Annotated in this window: 14 protein-coding genes; 5 read left to right on the forward strand and 9 right to left on the reverse strand. The window is 70.1% G+C overall.

The annotated features are described in order from the left end of the window. Window positions 1–39: 39 nt before the first annotated feature. The 7 genes from FNV62_RS51120 to FNV62_RS51150 all read right to left on the reverse strand — a co-directional run bounded on the left by FNV62_RS51120 (window position 40) and on the right by FNV62_RS51150 (window position 7,122). On the reverse strand, window positions 40–792 hold the full coding sequence (locus tag FNV62_RS51120) for an SDR family NAD(P)-dependent oxidoreductase (RefSeq protein ID WP_143630219.1): 753 nt from the start codon (window positions 790–792) through the stop codon (window positions 40–42). After that, window positions 789–1,763 (reverse strand): fumarylacetoacetate hydrolase family protein, encoded by a 975-nt coding sequence (locus FNV62_RS51125; protein ID WP_143630221.1) that lies wholly within the window; start codon window positions 1,761–1,763, stop codon window positions 789–791. The genes FNV62_RS51120 and FNV62_RS51125 overlap by 4 nt, the downstream gene beginning before the upstream one ends. Before the next feature lie 88 nt (window positions 1,764–1,851). After that, the gene (locus FNV62_RS51130; RefSeq protein ID WP_143630223.1) at window positions 1,852–2,826 is read right to left on the reverse strand and encodes a VOC family protein; all 975 of its coding nucleotides are present in this window, start codon (window positions 2,824–2,826) and stop codon (window positions 1,852–1,854) included. A 17-nt stretch (window positions 2,827–2,843) separates the two neighbouring features. Next, window positions 2,844–3,860 carry an amidohydrolase family protein gene (locus FNV62_RS51135; RefSeq protein WP_143630225.1) on the reverse strand — a complete coding sequence of 339 codons (1,017 nt, stop codon included), beginning with the start codon at window positions 3,858–3,860 and terminating at the stop codon, window positions 2,844–2,846. Then, on the reverse strand, window positions 3,857–5,026 hold the full coding sequence (locus FNV62_RS51140) for an FAD-dependent oxidoreductase (protein ID WP_144316269.1): 1,170 nt from the start codon (window positions 5,024–5,026) through the stop codon (window positions 3,857–3,859). Before FNV62_RS51140 ends, FNV62_RS51135 begins: the two co-directional genes overlap by 4 nt. A 120-nt stretch (window positions 5,027–5,146) precedes the next feature. Next, a complete protein-coding gene (locus FNV62_RS51145; RefSeq protein WP_143630229.1) occupies window positions 5,147–6,127 on the reverse strand; it encodes a cyclase family protein in 981 nt (326 codons plus the stop codon). Further along, window positions 6,124–7,122, reverse strand: a complete 999-nt coding sequence (locus FNV62_RS51150) for a fumarylacetoacetate hydrolase family protein (RefSeq protein ID WP_143604741.1) — start codon at window positions 7,120–7,122, stop codon at window positions 6,124–6,126. The genes FNV62_RS51145 and FNV62_RS51150 overlap by 4 nt, the downstream gene beginning before the upstream one ends. Before the next feature lie 135 nt (window positions 7,123–7,257). Between FNV62_RS51150 and FNV62_RS51155 the strand changes: the two genes are divergently transcribed. Both FNV62_RS51155 and FNV62_RS51160 read left to right on the forward strand, forming a co-directional pair. Further along, window positions 7,258–8,202, forward strand: coding sequence for a LysR family transcriptional regulator (locus FNV62_RS51155; RefSeq protein ID WP_144316270.1), 945 nt, complete (start codon window positions 7,258–7,260; stop codon window positions 8,200–8,202). 112 nt (window positions 8,203–8,314) lie between these two features. Continuing rightward, a complete protein-coding gene (locus FNV62_RS51160; RefSeq protein WP_143604743.1) occupies window positions 8,315–9,598 on the forward strand; it encodes an MFS transporter in 1,284 nt (427 codons plus the stop codon). Window positions 9,599–10,703: 1,105 nt separating this feature from the next. Here the strand turns inward: FNV62_RS51160 and FNV62_RS51165 are convergent. Further along, window positions 10,704–11,720 (reverse strand): DNA-directed RNA polymerase subunit alpha, encoded by a 1,017-nt coding sequence (locus FNV62_RS51165; protein ID WP_097282087.1) that lies wholly within the window; start codon window positions 11,718–11,720, stop codon window positions 10,704–10,706. 554 nt (window positions 11,721–12,274) lie between these two features. Between FNV62_RS51165 and FNV62_RS51170 the strand changes: the two genes are divergently transcribed. Next, window positions 12,275–13,141, forward strand: a complete 867-nt coding sequence (locus FNV62_RS51170) for an alpha/beta fold hydrolase (RefSeq protein ID WP_164331899.1) — start codon at window positions 12,275–12,277, stop codon at window positions 13,139–13,141. Between the two features lie 187 nt (window positions 13,142–13,328). Then, window positions 13,329–14,231, forward strand: a complete 903-nt coding sequence (locus FNV62_RS51175) for a transposase (protein WP_225900706.1) — start codon at window positions 13,329–13,331, stop codon at window positions 14,229–14,231. A gap of 154 nt (window positions 14,232–14,385) precedes the next feature. Here the strand turns inward: FNV62_RS51175 and FNV62_RS57750 are convergent, their stop codons facing one another. Beyond that, the gene (locus tag FNV62_RS57750) at window positions 14,386–15,048 is read right to left on the reverse strand and encodes an arsenate reductase ArsC (protein ID WP_143630231.1); all 663 of its coding nucleotides are present in this window, start codon (window positions 15,046–15,048) and stop codon (window positions 14,386–14,388) included. A 154-nt stretch (window positions 15,049–15,202) separates the two neighbouring features. Here FNV62_RS57750 and FNV62_RS51185 point away from each other — a divergent pair, with 154 nt between their 5' ends. Next, window positions 15,203–15,352, forward strand: a complete 150-nt coding sequence (locus FNV62_RS51185; RefSeq protein WP_164331900.1) for a hypothetical protein — start codon at window positions 15,203–15,205, stop codon at window positions 15,350–15,352. Window positions 15,353–15,472 lie beyond the last annotated feature (120 nt).

Consider the following 15,472-nt stretch of genomic DNA (forward strand, 5'->3'; position numbering starts at 1 on the left):
TATGGGTCCTTTCAGTCGGAGGTCAGGCAGGGGGTGAGGTCAGTCGGGGGCCGGCCGCAGGGCGTCGGAGATGGACTTGGCGCCGCCGTGGGCGGTGAAGCCGCCGTCGACGGGGATCTCGGCGCCGGTGATGAAGGACGCGTCGTCGGAGAGGAGGAAGACCACCAGCGGGGTGATCTCGTCGACGGTGCCGGTGCGGGCCAGCGGCGTCTCGCGGATGTTCGCCTCGCGGAAGGCGGGCGCGGCGGAGGCGGTCATCTCGGTCTCGATGAAGCCGGGATGGACGGTGTTCACGCGGATGCCCCGCGGGCCCAGCTCGACACAGGCCGCCTTCGACAGGCCACGCAGCGCCCACTTGCTGGCCGTGTACGCGACCGGGTAGTGCCCGGTGAGCCCGGCGGCGGAGCCGATGTTGACGATCGACGAGCCCGGCGGCATCAACGGCGCCAGGTGCCGGATGCCCAGCAGCGGGCCGGTGACATTGACCGCGTGGACGCGGTCGAAGTCCTCGGGCGTGACCTCGTGGAGCCGCGCGCGCCAGGTGATGCCGGCGTTGTTGACCAGGCCGTGGACCTCTCCGTACTGGCGACGCAGCCCTTCGGCGAGCGTCGCCCACTCCGCCGCGTCGGTGACGTCCAGGCGCAGACAGCCCGGAGCCCGGGTCACATCGGTGGCGACGACCACCGCCCCCGCCCGGGTCAGCGCCTCGACCTCGGCCGCGCCCTGCCCGCGCGCGGCTCCCGTGACGACGACGACCTTGCCGTCCAGCCGGTTCACGGCCCCGCCGTTCACGGGCGCAGCCGCGGGCGCTTGTGGGCCCGGGGGATCGGTATCGGTCCGGCGCCGGGCACGACGGTGTTGGAGACAGTGCCGATGCCCTCGACGGTGAGGGTGAGGGTGTCGCCGGGCTTCAGCGGCGGCGGATCCTGTCGGCCTCGTACGCCCCACAGCTCGGCAAGGCAGCCGCCGTTGCCGCAGGTGCCGGAGCCGAGCACATCGCCGGGACGGACGTATGTGCCGCGCGAGGCGTAGGCGGCCATCTCCTCGAAGGTCCAGCTCATGTTGGACAGCAGGTCCTCGCCGACCACCTCGCCGTTCACCGAGGCGGTCAGCGCCAGCCGCAGGAAACCGTCGCGGTCCCGGTACGGCTCCAGCTCGTCGGCGGTGACCAGGTACGGGCCGAGGGTGGCGGCGGTGTCCTTGCCCTTGCAGGGGCCCAACCCCACCTTCATCTCGGCGGATTGGAGGTCGCGGGCGGACCAGTCGTTGAAGATGGTGTAGCCGATGATGTGGTCGCGGGCCTGCTCGGGTGTGAGGTCGCGGCCTTCGACGCCGATGACGGCGGCGACTTCGAGTTCGAAGTCCAGGACCGAGGAGCCGGGCGGCACGGGCACGTCGTCGTGCGGGCCGATGACGGCGTACGGGTTGGTGAAGTAGAAGGTCGGCGCGTCGTACCAGGCGTCGGGGACCCCGGCCGCGTTGTCGATGCTGCGTCGTACCCCCTCGACGTGCTCCTCGAAGGTGACGAAGTCCCGTACGGACGGCGGCTGGAGAGGCGGCAGCAGCCGCACCTCCGAGACATGCGGGCAGCCCGGCACGTCCGGTGCGTCCAGCGTTGCGTTGCCCGCCTCGCGCAGGGCCTCGGGGCCCGCCCGGAGCAGGTCGAGCAGCGAGTCGTGGCCGGGGACGGGGTGGAGGGTGTCGTCGTCGTCGACGGTGGCGACGCTGCGGCGGCCGTGGTGTTCGTACGTGGCGAAGCGCATGGCGGTCCTGGGGTGTGGCGTAGGAGTGGACCGGGGGCGCGGCGGGAGTCAGGCATGGACTTTTCCGCGCCCCCGGAGCAGAGGGGGATCAGACCGGCGGGGCGACGAAGACGCCGGGGTCGACGTCGTTGAAGGACTCCTTGGCGATCAGCTCGTTCATCGGGTTCGCCGTGCCCCACTGGTCGGTGACCTCGGGCCGGGAGAAGTCGTAGACGTGCGGATGCCAGGTGTCCTCGTCGAGTTCCTCCAACTCCGTCGTGTACTCGACGGTGTTGCCGTGCGGGTCGAGGAAGTACGTGAAGGTGTTGTCGCCGGCCATGTGCCGGCCCGGTCCCCAGATCTTGCGGGCGCCGGAGCGCATCACGCGCCCCGAGCCGCGCATGTACTCGTCCAGGCCGCGCAGCTCGAACGAGACGTGGTGCAGGGAGGTGTGCGGGCCCTTGGCGATGGCCATCGAGTGGTGTTGGCTGCTGATCCGCATGAAGTGCATGACCTGGCCCATGTGCGGGGAGCTGAGCGTGTCGGACAGCCGGAAGCCGAGGTGGCGCTCGTACCAGGAGCGGGTGGCGTCCAGGTCGGGGGAGTTGAGGACGACGTGCGAGAGACGGACCGGGATGGCCTCCTTCTCCTCGATACGCCGGTGCTGCCGGGCCTCGACCTCCGCCGAGACCTCGACGGTGCGGCCGTCGCCGTCGAAGAAGCGGAAGCCGTAGCCGCCGCCGGGGGTGTCGACCTTGCCCGGCTGCGAGATCAACCGCGCGCGGTCCGCGAGGAGTTGCTCGGCGAGCGTGTCCACGTCGGCGGCCGACGCGGCACCGTACGACACGAGGTCGAGCCGCTTCTCGTCCGCCTTGCGGAGCCGTACGACGTAACTCTCGGGGCTGCCCTCGGCGGCCAGGAAGGAGATGCCCGAGTCCTCGGCGACCTTCGTCAGGCCCCAGACTCCGGCGTAGAAGTCGAGCTGCTTGTCGTAGTCGGGCACGGCGAGGTCGACGTGGCGCAGATGGGTGAGCAGGCGGTTGGGCGGGTGGTTCGGCAGGCGGCCGGGGCGGGCGTCGGTCATGTCGGGGCTCCTCAGGCTCAGGAGAGGCGCAGCAGCGCTGCCGCGTTGCCGCCGCGTACGGCGTGGAAGTGGGGGTCGGGCAGGTCCGTGGCGGCGCGCAGCGCGCCGACCGGGTCCTCGGTGCCCATGTCGAAGGGGAAGTCCGAGCCGAGCAGGACCCGGTCGGGGCCGGCCACCCGGATCAGCTCGCGCAGAACATGCGGGTCGTGGACGAGCGAGTCGAAGTACAGCCCCTTGAGGTAGCTGCTCGGCTCCAACGCGCAGCCCCGCGTGTCCGGTCTGGCCCGCCAGGCGTGGTCGGAGCGGCCGATGTGGGTCGGCAGATAGCCGCCGCCGTGCGCGGCGATCACCTTCAGGCCGGGATAGCGGTCCAGTACGCCGGAGAAGATGAGGTGGGAGAGCGCGACGGCGTTCTCGGTGGGCTGGCCGACCGTGTTGGACAGGTACCAGCGGTTCAGGCGCTCGTCGAGCGTGCAGCCGAAGGGGTGCAGGAAGAGCACCGCCCCGGTCGTCTCGGCGAGTGCCCAGAACGTGTCGTACGCCGGGTCCGAGAGCTCGCGTCCGGGCGCGTGGCTGGAGATCTCCACTCCGCGCAGGCCCAGGCCGAGGGCGTCGTCGAGGGCCTCGACGGCGAGGTCCGGGTGCTGGAGCGGGACGAGGCCCAGTCCGTGCAGCCGGTCGGGGGCCTGGGCGACATGGGCGGCGGTGCCGGTGTTGGCCAGTTCCCACACCGTGCGGGCGAGGTCCTCGTCGGCCCAGTAGTGGTAGTGCGACGGGGACGGCGAGACGAGTTGGACGTCGACGCCGGAGGCGTCCATCGCGGTGAGCCGGGCCTTGACGTCGGTCAGCAGAGGGATGCGGTCGCGGACCATCGGGCCGCTGACGGCGAGCGCGTCGGGGCCGTTGCGGCGGGCGTCGAGAGCGCGGGCGGCGGCCAGCCCGGGGTGTCCGGCGACGGCCTTCTCGACCTGCGGAAGCAGGACGTGCGCGTGGACGTCGACGGTGGGGGTGGCCGGAGTGTCCGGGGTCGTCACGGGGTCTCCTTCAGGACGGACATCGTGCGGCCGATCAGGCCGGGGACATCGGCGTCGCGGACGCCGTCCAGCTGCCACTGGCCGAGCTGCATCGAGGCCTCGACGACCATGCGGACACGGTCGATGCGGCGCTCGTGGTAGCGGGTCAGCAGGTTGTCGAGGGACCCGGGAGACCCGGGGGAGTCCCACGACTCCTCCGCGCTCAGCAGCTCGGCCAGTACGGAGGCGTCCTCCAGGGACATGGCCGCGCCCTGCGCGAGGGTGGGCGGGCAGGCGTGGGCGGCGTCGCCGACCAGCACGACCCGGCCGCGGTGCCAGGGTCCCTCGACGAGCAGCCGGTCGAACCAGGTGTAGTTGACCTCGGCCGGGTCGGTGATGCTCGCGGCGATCTCGGGCCAGGCGCCGCCGTACGGGGCTGCCAGGCGCCGCATCTCGTCCGCGTAGGAGGCCGGGTCGATGGACGCGCGGTCGCGGTTGGCCTCGACGAGATAGGCGTAGATGGTGTCCTCGCCGGTGGGGCAGTAGCCGGCGATGTAGCAGGGCCCGCCGTAGGCCAGGTCCGTGCGCTCCACGCCCGCCGGGCGGGGTGCGGCGACGCGCCAGATGGCCATGCCGGTCGGCTCGGGCTTCTCGCTGATGCCGATCATCGCGCGGGTCGCGGAGTTGAGACCGTCGGCGGCGACGACGAGGTCGTAGCGGCCCTCGGTGCCGTCGCTGAAGCGGGCGGTGACACCCGCCGAGTCCTGGACCAGCTCGTCGGCGGTGGTGCCGAGGTGGACCGTCGCACCACTGGCCCGGACCGCCTCGCACAGGATCTCCTGGAGCCGGGGCCGCCGCATGCCGATGGTCGCGGGCAGGTCCGTGCCGCCGGTACGGATGTCCTGCTGGACGTGGAACACGTGGCCGTCGGGCGTGGCCAGGCCCACCGAGTCGAAGGCGTAGCCGCTCTCCCGGACCTTGCCCCACACGCCCAGTTCGCGCAGTACGCGCAGCGCGTTGCCCTGGAGGGTGATGCCGGAGCCGAGGACGTTCCAGTCGGGCCTGGCCTCGATCAGGTCCACGGTGATGCCCGCTCGCCGCAGCAGCACGGTCACGGCGTTGCCGGAGGCGCCGCCGCCTATGACGAGGACGGTGCGGGGCCGGGAGCGGGGGCGGGGGTCGGTCATGGGGTCTCCCTGCGGTGGAGCCGCGCGACTTCGAGCGGCGGGGGCGGTGGTGCGGGCCGGATGGCATGGATATGGCATGGATATGGCCGTCGGGGCGGCCCACTCGGCCCGTACGGGGCGTTACTTGACGGCGATCGGGTTCACGGGGGAGCCGACGGCTCCGGTGATGGGCAGCGGAGCGGCGGTGAGCCAGAACTCGTACCGTCCGTCGGCCGCGCAGTGCTCGGCCAGGGCGTCGAGGTCCCACATCTCGCCGATGAGCAGGCCCATGTTGGGGATGGCGACCTGGTGCAGCGGCTGGAAGGCGTGGTCGAACTCGTTGGGCCGGACCTCGAAACCCCAGGTGTCGGTGGCGATCCCGGCGATCTCGCTGCGGTGCAGCCAGCCGGCGGTGGTGAAACTCAGCCCGGGCGAGGGACCGCCCGCGTACTCGCCCCAGCCGTCGCGCCGGGCGCGGGCCAGCCGTCCGGTGCGGACGAGGACGAGGTCGCCGCGGCCGACGGTGACGCCGTGCGCCTCGGCGGTGGAGGTCAGGTGCTCCTCGGTGATGGCGAAACCGTCGGGCAGTTCGCCGTCGCGGCCGACGACCAGGCCCACATCGAGGAGGACGCCCCGCCCGGCCACGTGCGGCGCCATGTGCTCGATGCCGGTGACGAGGTCGCCGTCGGAGGTGACGACCTTGTCGGCGGCCCGCCCGTTCCATGCCTTGCCGTGGTCGAAGATGTGACCGAGACCGTCCCACTGGGTGGAGCACTGCAGCGGCATCGCGATTATGTCGTCGGCGCCGCCGATGCCGTGCGGGAAACCCTGGTTGCCCAGGGCCGCGTCGGTGCCGGTGTCGAGCATGGTGTGCACCGGATTCGTACGTCGCCGCCAACCCTTCTGCGGGCCGTTCATGTCGAAGCGCTGGGAGAGCGAGAAGCTGACGCCGTCGCGGACGAGGGCCGCGCCCTCGCGGCGCTTGTCGGCGTCCAGGAAGTTGAGCGTGCCGAGGACGTCGTCCGCGCCCCAACGGCCCCAGTTCGAGTACGCCTTGGCGGCCTCGGCGATCGTGCCCTCGGCGTCCTTCGCGTCGGGCACAGTGGTGGCGTGGTCGCTCACGGCGCCTCCTCCGCGACGCAGTGGGTGCGCTGGGCACCGAGCCCCGTGACGGATCCGTCCATCACATCGCCGTCGCGCAGCAGCCGGCCCCAGTGAATGCCGTTCCCGGCCGGGCTGCCGGTCAACACCAGGTCACCGGGCAGGAGTTGGGCCGTCTGGGAGATGTACGAGACCAACCGTGCCACGCCGAAGATCATGTCCTTGGTGGACTCGTCCTGCATGGTGTCGCCGTTGAGCTTCAGGGTGACCCGCAGGTCGGACGGGTCGGCGACGGACCCGGTCGGGACGATCCAGGGGCCGAGCGGGGTGAAGCCGGGGGCGTTCTTGCAGCGCAGCCAGTCGGTGCCGATGGCGGGCATGTCCCGGCGGAAGACGGTGGCCCGGTCGGTGAGGTCGTTGGCGATGGTGTAGCCCGCGACGTGGTCAAGGGCTTCTTCCACCGTGACCCGGTAGGCGGGGCGGGAGATCACCGCGGCCAGCTCCAGCTCCCAGTCGGGCTTCTTGGCCCAGGAGGGCAGGACGACGTCGTCGTAGGGGCCCGTGATCGTGGTCGGCAGGCCGATGAAGACGTACGGGAGGTCCTCGGCGGCCCGCTTGTCCATGATCGCCGCGATCTCGGCTCGGGCCTCCTCGACGGTGCGCGGGTCGTCCGGGGCGCGGTGCGCGACCTCCAGGTCGATCACGTGCTGCCGGTAGTTGGCGCCGGACTGGAAGATCTGCCGGGGCTCGACGGGCGCGTGCACGGACAGGCTGTCCAGCGGCAGCCAGTCACCGGCGGGATCGCCCGCGAAGCCGTGCAGGCGCGGCAGTTCCTCGTCCCAGCGTTCCAGGAGGGCGAGGGTGGTCAGCGCGGGCTCGGCCAGCGCCGTACGCAGGTCGAGCACGCGGCCGTCCGGCACCGCGAGGCCGGGGAACGCGGTGCCGCCCGGAGCGGAGAGAGTGCCGATGGCGAACGGACCGGCGAAGAGGGGCGCCGACGCGGCTGCGGATTTCACGGAGTTGTCCTCCCGATTGCGGTGCCACCAATCTGGCCCGTAAATTGCGATCGGGGAAATCGATTCCCTGGATGCTCTGGATCCAGGAGGCGAATACCCGGGCCCGCAGTCTCCTCCTCCGTACCGGGATTTCGCGTGAACCTGGCCAGCCTGGACCTCAACCTCGTCGTCGCCCTGCGCGCCCTCCTGGAGGAGCGCAACGTCACCAGAGCCGGCCGGCGCATCGGCCTCAGTCAGCCCGCGATGAGCGCCGCCCTGGCCCGGCTGCGCCGCCACTTCGACGACGACCTGCTCTCCCGGGTCGGCGGACGCTACGAACTGACCGCCCTCGGCCTGGCCCTCCTCGACCGCACCGTCACCGCCTGCGACCTGCTCGAACGCGTCTTCACCAGCCAGGCGGTGTTCGACCCTGCCCATGAGGAGCACGAGTTCACCCTGCTCGCCTCCGACTACGCGGTGGCCGTCTTCGGCGCCGACCTCGCCCGTGTCGTCCACACCGAGGCGCCGGGGGTCCGGCTGCGCTTCAGACAGTCCCCGACGGACATCACCGAGAACACGGGGGCGCTGCTGAGCACCGCCGACGGGCTGCTGCTGCCGCACGGCATCATCGGCGATTTTCCCGCCGTGGAGCTCTACCGGGACCGTTGGGTCTATCTCGTCGCCGACGACAACCCCGAGGTCGGCGAGCGGCTCACCCTCGACGACCTGGCCCGGCTGCCGTGGGTGACGTACCAGCGCACGTACGACGCGCCCGCCGCCCGCCAGATCGGCATGCTCGGGATCGAGCCGCACGTCGAAGTCTCCGTCGACAGCTTCCAGTTGATGCCCCTCCTAGTCGCGGGCACCCACCGGGTCGCCCTGATCCAGGGGCATCTCGCCGACCGGCTGGACGGACTCGTCCCCGTACGGGTTATGGAACCGCCCTACGACGCCGTGCCACTCCGGGAAGCCCTTTGGTGGCACCCGGTCCACACGCACGACGCGGCGCACATCTGGCTGCGGGAGACGGCGGCACGGGTCGCGGAGACCATCCACGGCAAGGATGATCGCGATCCGGCAGATCGATCGGACAGAGGCTAGGCAGGGCTGGGCCGCTCACTCATAGTCGACCCCAGTTCCTCCGCACGCTCCCCCTCTCGGGGTGTCTGTTCCCCGGTGGCGTGCCCGTCCCCTCGCCACATGGAGTTCCCGCATGCCCTCTTCCGTGCCATCGCCATCGTCCCCGCCCGCTCCCGCGGAATCAGCGCAGCCGCCGTTCGCGACCCTTCCGACGTCCGGTGCCGCGCACCGGCTGCGCGTCGCTCTCCTCATGGCCGGCAGTTGTCTGCCGATCCTCGGGGCCGTCCTGATCGCGCCCGTGCTGCCCAAGATGCAGGAGCACTTCGCCGACGTGCCCGGCGCGGCCGCCCTGGTTCCGATGGCCCTCACCGTCCCGGCCCTGGCGCTGGGCCTGCTGGCACCCTTCGCGGGCGTCATCGTCGACCGGCTCGGCCGCAAGCGTCTGCTGATCGTCGCGACCGTTCTGTACGCGGTCTTCGGCACCGCCCCGCTGTGGCTGAAGTCGCTGGGCGCCATCGTGGCCAGCCGCGCCCTGGTCGGCATCGCCGAGGCCGCCATCATGACCTGCTGCACCACGCTCATCGGCGACTACTACACCGGCCGGGTGCGGGACCGCTACCTCGCCCTCCAGACCATGTGCGCCTCCGCCTCCGCGACCGCCTTCTTCGTCATCGGCGGTGCCGCGGGGTCGGCCGGCTGGCGGACCCCGTTCTGGATCTACGCCGTCAGCCTGCTCATCGCCCCCCTGATGGCCATCGGGCTGCCGAAGCCGACCGCGGCCACCGGTGCCGCCGCCGAGGACGGGGAGGGCACGGACACCACAGCCGTCCCGAAGCGCTCGTTCCCCTTCAGACAGCTGGCCGGTATCTGCGGACTCACCATGTTCGGGGCCCTCGTCTTCTACACCGTCCCGGTGGAGATGGCCTACCTGCTGGACGACCTCGGCGTGACGGCGACCAGCGTGATCGGGCCGGCCACATCCATCGCCAGCGCCGCCACCGTGGCCGGCGCGATCACCTTCGCCAAGCTGCGCGGAGCCCCGGGGCCCCGGCTGCCACTCGTCTTCGCCCTGTGCGCGGCCGGGTTCGCGGTGATGTGGCTCGCGAACAGCGCGCCACTGCTGATCGCCGGCGCCGTACTCAACTGCCTCGGCACCGGCCTCCTGCTGCCTTCCCTGCTCACCATCGCCATGTCCAAGCTGGACTTCTCCGACCGCGGCCGTGGCACCGGCCTGTGGACCGCGTCCTTCTTCATCGGTCAGTTCATCTGCCCGCTGGTGCTGATCGCGGCCGAGTCCGCCCTCGGCACCCTGGCCGCCGCCGTCGGTCTGCTCGGCCTGGCCTCGGCCGTCATCGCGGCAGGCCTCCTCCTCGCCGCCAGGCGCGGGGCCGCGGCCCTCGCACCTTTGCCCCAGTAGCAGGAAACCGTCCTCGACGGGCGAGTCGAGGGCGGCACTGTCCGGTACGGACCAGGTCCAGGCAGTGAGGCCGGTTTGCAGAACAGGGGGAAGCCGGCCTGATGCGCGGCTTTCAGGGCCTGATCGTATTTGTCCACATGGATGGTGCCGCCGTGGTCCACTCCGACGCGGTCTTGGCGGATTCGGCGACTGCCTTTGGTGATCTTGTTTGGTCGGGCAGTCTGGTGCCGGTTGGGTTCCGTCTCGCTGGGAGACAAGGAGGGCGGTGATGTCTCTGCGCCCTGTGCCTGCCCCGTGCATCCCGGAGGCCACCGCGTCTCATGGTGATACACGCGAGGCGCCTGCTCTGACCTGCGGAGACGGGAGCGTTGTCGGCAGCGGTTGGCGACTTGCTCCGGGAATGGCCCGGATCTTGGCCGCGGACACGAGATCCAGACCAGCTCCCGGGCGTCCAGCAGCTCAACAACATGCTTGCCGACGCACCCGGTCGCTTGATGGCACGGCTCGGTGCGTGCGGCGAGGGAGACGAATCTCGTCGTTGAGCAGAGCAGCGGACTCCCAACTCCGCTGCGGCGGAGAGCACGACGTCGACGGGCAGATGCTCGCCAATGGCACCTCCGCCGCTGAGGAAGGAGAACACAGACGGGGAACTCACGCTCGATATCAAGGACGACCAGCTCGCTGGTGCGGAGAGAACATTGCGACAGGGTGACGGTGACCGACTCCTTGCCGACCTACCTCCGCTCGCGCGGAGAGCACCACCTGTCTACGGGGTCACGGCCCCGGGTGTTCGACCCACCTCCGCTGGCGCGGAGAGCACCCCGAGATCCTCCAGCAGGGAAAGTTGAAGCCCGACCCACCTCCGCTGGCGCGTAGAGCACGACGTGCCCTGGGCCTGGGCCTCGATCGACAGCGACCCACCTCCGCTCCAGCGGAGGTGAACCGCCGACCGAGCGGGCGCCGGTGAAGAACCAGCGGTGCTCTCCGCGTGAGCGGAGGCGAACCGACCGGGTCCCAGAAGACGCGGTCCAGGTACGCGTGCTCTCCGCGCGAGCGGAGGTGAGCCGGTGCGCGAAGCGTCTCTACGACCGGCGCAGCGCAGCGTTCAGTATTGCTCGGTCTCCACGAAACCCGCGTCCGCGCCGTCGTCCGCACCGAGTGCGGCGGCGGTCGGGTCGAATCCGGGCGGGCTGTCCTTGAGGCCCAGGCCCATGCCGGCCAGCTTCGCCTTGACCTCGTCGATGGACTTCGCACCGAAGTTGCGGATGTCCAGGAGGTCGGCCTCGGAGCGGGCGACGAGCTCACCCACGGAGTGGACGCCCTCACGCTTGAGGCAGTTGTACGAACGAACGGTGAGCTCGAGCTCCTCGATCGGCAGGACCAGGTCGGCGGCGAGCGCGGCGTCCACCGGGGACGGGCCCATATCGATGCCCTCGGCGTCGATGTTGAGCTCGCGAGCCAGACCGAACAGCTCGACCAGGGTCTTACCGGCCGACGCCATGGCGTCACGGGGACGCATGGCCTGCTTGGTCTCGACGTCGACGATCAGCTTGTCGAAGTCGGTGCGCTGCTCGACACGGGTCGCCTCGACCTTGTACGTGACCTTCAGCACCGGCGAGTAGATCGAGTCGACCGGGATGCGCCCGATCTCCTGACCGACCTGCTTGTTCTGAACGGCGGAGACGTAGCCGCGACCGCGCTCGACGGTCAGCTCCATCTCCAGCTTGCCCTTGCCGTTGAGCGTGGCGAGGACGAGGTCGGGGTTGTGCACCTCGACACCGGCCGGGGGCGCGATGTCGGCGGCGGTGACCAGACCCGGGCCCTGCTTGCGCAGGTACATCACGACCGGTTCGTCCTGCTCGCTGCTCACGACGAGCTGCTTGATGTTGAGGATCAGGTCGGTGACGTCCTCCTTGACGCCCGGCACGGTGGTGAACTCGTGCAGAACGCCGTCGATGCGGATGGACGTGACCGCTGCACCCGGGATCGAGGACAGGAGGGTCCGGCGCAGGGAGTTGCCGAGGGTGTAGCCGAAGCCCGGCTCCAGCGGCTCGATCACGAACCGGGAGCGGAACTCGTCGACGACCTCTTCGGTCAGGGACGGACGCTGAGCAATCAGCACGTGGTGTTGCCTCCAGTGGTTTGGCGCCCGCTATGTGACGCCGTAGACACCATGAAGGGTACGGGCGATACGGGCGATACGCTCTCCGCAGAGGCCGAACCGCCCGACTTAATCCCAGCGCGGAGGATTCGTACCTCCCTTCCGCCCGCCGCCCCCACGCGTTTCTGCTTTGCCTGCGCCCGGCTCTTTGGCGCGCATGACGGCCACGCGAGATTGCGTGGCGATGGTCGGGTGATGTCGTGATCATGGCGTTGGCCGGGACAGCCGGCAGGGGTGGTGTGCACCGCTCACGTCGCTGTGCTTACGACGTGGTCGGCGATTGAAGGTCGAGGTGGCTCTGCTCGGTGCTGGCACCACGCAACTCGATCGCGACAGAGAGCCGTGCAGGATCGGCTCCGCGTCAGGTCCGCACCGTGCTGGTCCACGGGCACCGGTGCCGATCCAGTCGGAGGTGGCGGCGTCTCGCGAGGCTCAGTGTGTGAATGCCAAGCAGGGGCGCCAGGACCCTCAGTACGATCAACACTGGTCTTCCAGAGGGATGCGAGGAGCGATTCGTGGCACTTGAGCATCACTACGACGACATCGAGCAGATACGGATGCACTGGGTCACTGCGGGCGCCGGGGATCCCGTGGTCCTGCTCCATGGGTGGCCGCAGACCTGGTACGAGTGGCGGCACCTGATCCCGGTGCTCGCAGAGCGCCATCTGGTGATCGCTCCCGACCTGCGGGGTTGGGGGGAGACCGAGCGGCCAGCCGATGGTTACGACGTGGCCACTGCGGCCGCCGACGTCCGCCACCTGCTCGATCACCTTGGCATCGCGAGCGCGCATGTCATCGGGCACGACTGGGGCACGCCCATTGGCTACTACCTGGCCGCCACCGCGCGTGACCGGGTGGTCTCGTTCACCGCGCTGGAGGCGAGCATCCCCGGAGCCGGCGGCGAGGATCTGCTGAACTTCTCCCGGGCCTGGAACCCGTTGTGGTTCTTCCCGTTCCTTGCCACTCCCGAGCTTCCGCAACAGCTCATCGGCGGAGGCGGGCAGGAGACCTTCTTCACCTGGATGCTCACCCAGATGTGCCGTGCCACCCCGGGCTCCCTCACTGATGAGGACATCGCCGTCTACGTGAAGGCGTACAGCGACGACGACGCGGTGCGGTCCAGCTGCGCGTACTACGTCAACACCTGGGCCAGCGCCGACCAGGTCCGCGACGCCGCCCAGGTGCCGCTCAACGTTCCCGTCCTGGCGATCGCGGGTGAACGCTCCCTCGGACAGAACATGATCGATTTCGTCCGGCGGCTCGCCCCTGATGCAGAGGGCGTCATTCTTCCCGGGTGCGGCCACCTCGTCCCCGAAGAGCGCCCTGCCGAACTTGCGCAGCTCGTCACCGACTTCCTGGCAGGCATCGACTCGCACGGGTGACAGTGGGACTGCACTGCGTGCGCGGCAGCGTAGGGCAGTGACGGAGCCCGGCCCCACAGGTATTCGGGGGCTTGGGCCGTGACGTGACCGTGGTCGCACGGGTTCTTCGGGTGTGACAACGAAGTGGGCTCGTGCGGCCTTGTCCCATCACGCCTTCTGCGGTCTGGCCCGTGCGCATCTTGGCACTGTGATCGCGGAGTTGGCCGCGCCGTGGTCGTCCCGTCGCGAGTCCGTACCAGGCAAGCGGCGTGGCGGTGCACGTCGCCGAGCGGCAGGCGCCGGCCCGAAGTACGAGTTGGTGTTCACCGACCGGGTACTGGTCACCCTGGTTCACCTGCGCACCCAGCTGCCACATGCTGCGCTTGCGCAGCTGTACGGCGTTGGCCGATTCACCGTCACCGAGGCGATCGGGGAGATGCGGCCGTTGCTGGCCGCGCGCGGTTTCGCTGTCCCCGACCGGCCGGGCCTACGGCTGCGGACCCTGGCGGACGTATTCGCCTACGCCGAGGCCGAAGGAGTCATCCTGCGGATCGACGGCACCGAGACCCAGGTCCGTCGCCCGCAGGCGAACCGGCCCGGACGGCGCGCATTCGTGTCGGGTAAGAAGAAACAGAACACCATCAAGACCACCACGATCAGCGACGGCCAGGGCAGCACCCTCTTCTCCGGCGCCGTCCGGCCGGGCCGTATGCACGATCAGACGGCAATGCGCACCGAAGGCATCGCCGAACACCTCCGGCTCCATCCAACTGTGAAAGCCGAGGTCGACGAGGGCTACCGTGGTCTGGCCAACGAATTCCCTCACCAGGTCAGCGCGCCGCCGCGCAAACGCAAGGCCGATGCTTCACTTGGAGATCAGCACGCCTGGCGCGAGATCCGCCGACGCCAGTCCTCCCGCCGGATCTGCGTAGAACACACCAACGCTGAGTACAAGCAATGGCGCCCACTCCAGCGATACCTCGGCCACCGCGAGCACTACGCCGACGACCACCGCGCCATCGCCTCTCTGGTCTCCGACCGTGCCGCCCAACGGCCCACCGCCCGCAAACCGAGCACCGAGCTGGTACTCGTCCGGACGGTGGCCTGCTGAACACCGACCAGCCGAACCGCCGCCCAACACGCCCCGGCCTCATTCGCCGACCACGCCGTTAGCCGATACGACCCCGCATGGCCCCCCTCGCCCCAGTCGCTGTGCACGTCGGCGAAGACGAGTCGTGGGCCGGCCGCCGTACCAATGTCCGCAGTCAGTGCTGTGCCGGGACGCCGAGATCGTCGAGAAGGCCGCGGACGCGTCGCTCGATGTCGTCGCGGATGGGGCGGACGTCGTCGACGGCCTTGCCTGCAGGGTCGTCCAGGGTCCAGTCGAGGTAGCGCTTGCCGGGGAAGACCGGGCAGGCGTCGCCGCAGCCCATGCTGACGACGACGTCGGCGGCACGGACGACCTCGTCGGTCCAGGGCCTGGCGAACTCGCGGGAGATGTCGATGCCGCGTTCGCTCATCGCGGCGATGGCCGACGGGTTGAACTCGAAGTCCGGTTCGAAGCCGCCCGACCAGGCCACGGCATTGTCCCCGGCGAGGTGCTGGAAGAAGCCCATGGCCATCTGGCTGCGTCCGGCGTTGTGAACGCAGAGGAAGAGCAGGACGGGTTTGCCGTCGGTGTGGTGGCCTTCGACCTTGGCCAGGGCGCGCAGGCGCTGGCGGGCGAACCGTTCGGCGATGAGCGGGAGGAAGTTGGGGATGGTGCGGCGGCCGTCGAACTGGTCGTAGCTGGTGTGCAGGAAGCGCTCGATGGTCTCCTGGCCGAAGATCCCGTCGAACTCGCGGCTGAGGTGGGTGGCGGCGGTGCGCAGGGCGAGTTGCTGGTCGATGCTCAGGTTGCGGGGCGGGGTGGACGCGGTTCCAGTCATCGCTGCCTCCAGGAGGGCGGACGGCGGGAGCCAGCCGGTCGACCCGGTCGGCGAGATCACTCAGGGCGTCGGCGAAGGCGTCGTCGGTGCCGGTGCGGGTGGGGTCGGGTACCGACCAGTGCAGACGGTCGGGAACCCGGGGTCCGAGCTGTTCGTGAGCGTTGTCGCAGACGGCGACCACGCGGTCGTCCGGGCGCAGCGTCTCGTCGGGGGCGGACGCTGCAGACGGCTGATGTACGTCAACGACCGCTCCGGTAGTCCCCGGAAACGCATTCAGCAGGGCAGGATCACGACGAACGACTGAAGGCCGCCCGGTCCAATCGCCGCTTCCAGGACCGACGCATCGCCGACCTCGAAGTCCGCATCACCGACCCGGAATCACCCCCACCACGATAAGGGTTCAGCTGCCTTGAGCCTTTTCCAA

It is taken from the genome of Streptomyces sp. RLB3-17 (assembly GCF_007113425.2).
In the GTDB taxonomy this organism is placed as follows: Bacteria; Actinomycetota; Actinomycetes; order Streptomycetales; family Streptomycetaceae; genus Streptomyces; species Streptomyces mirabilis_D.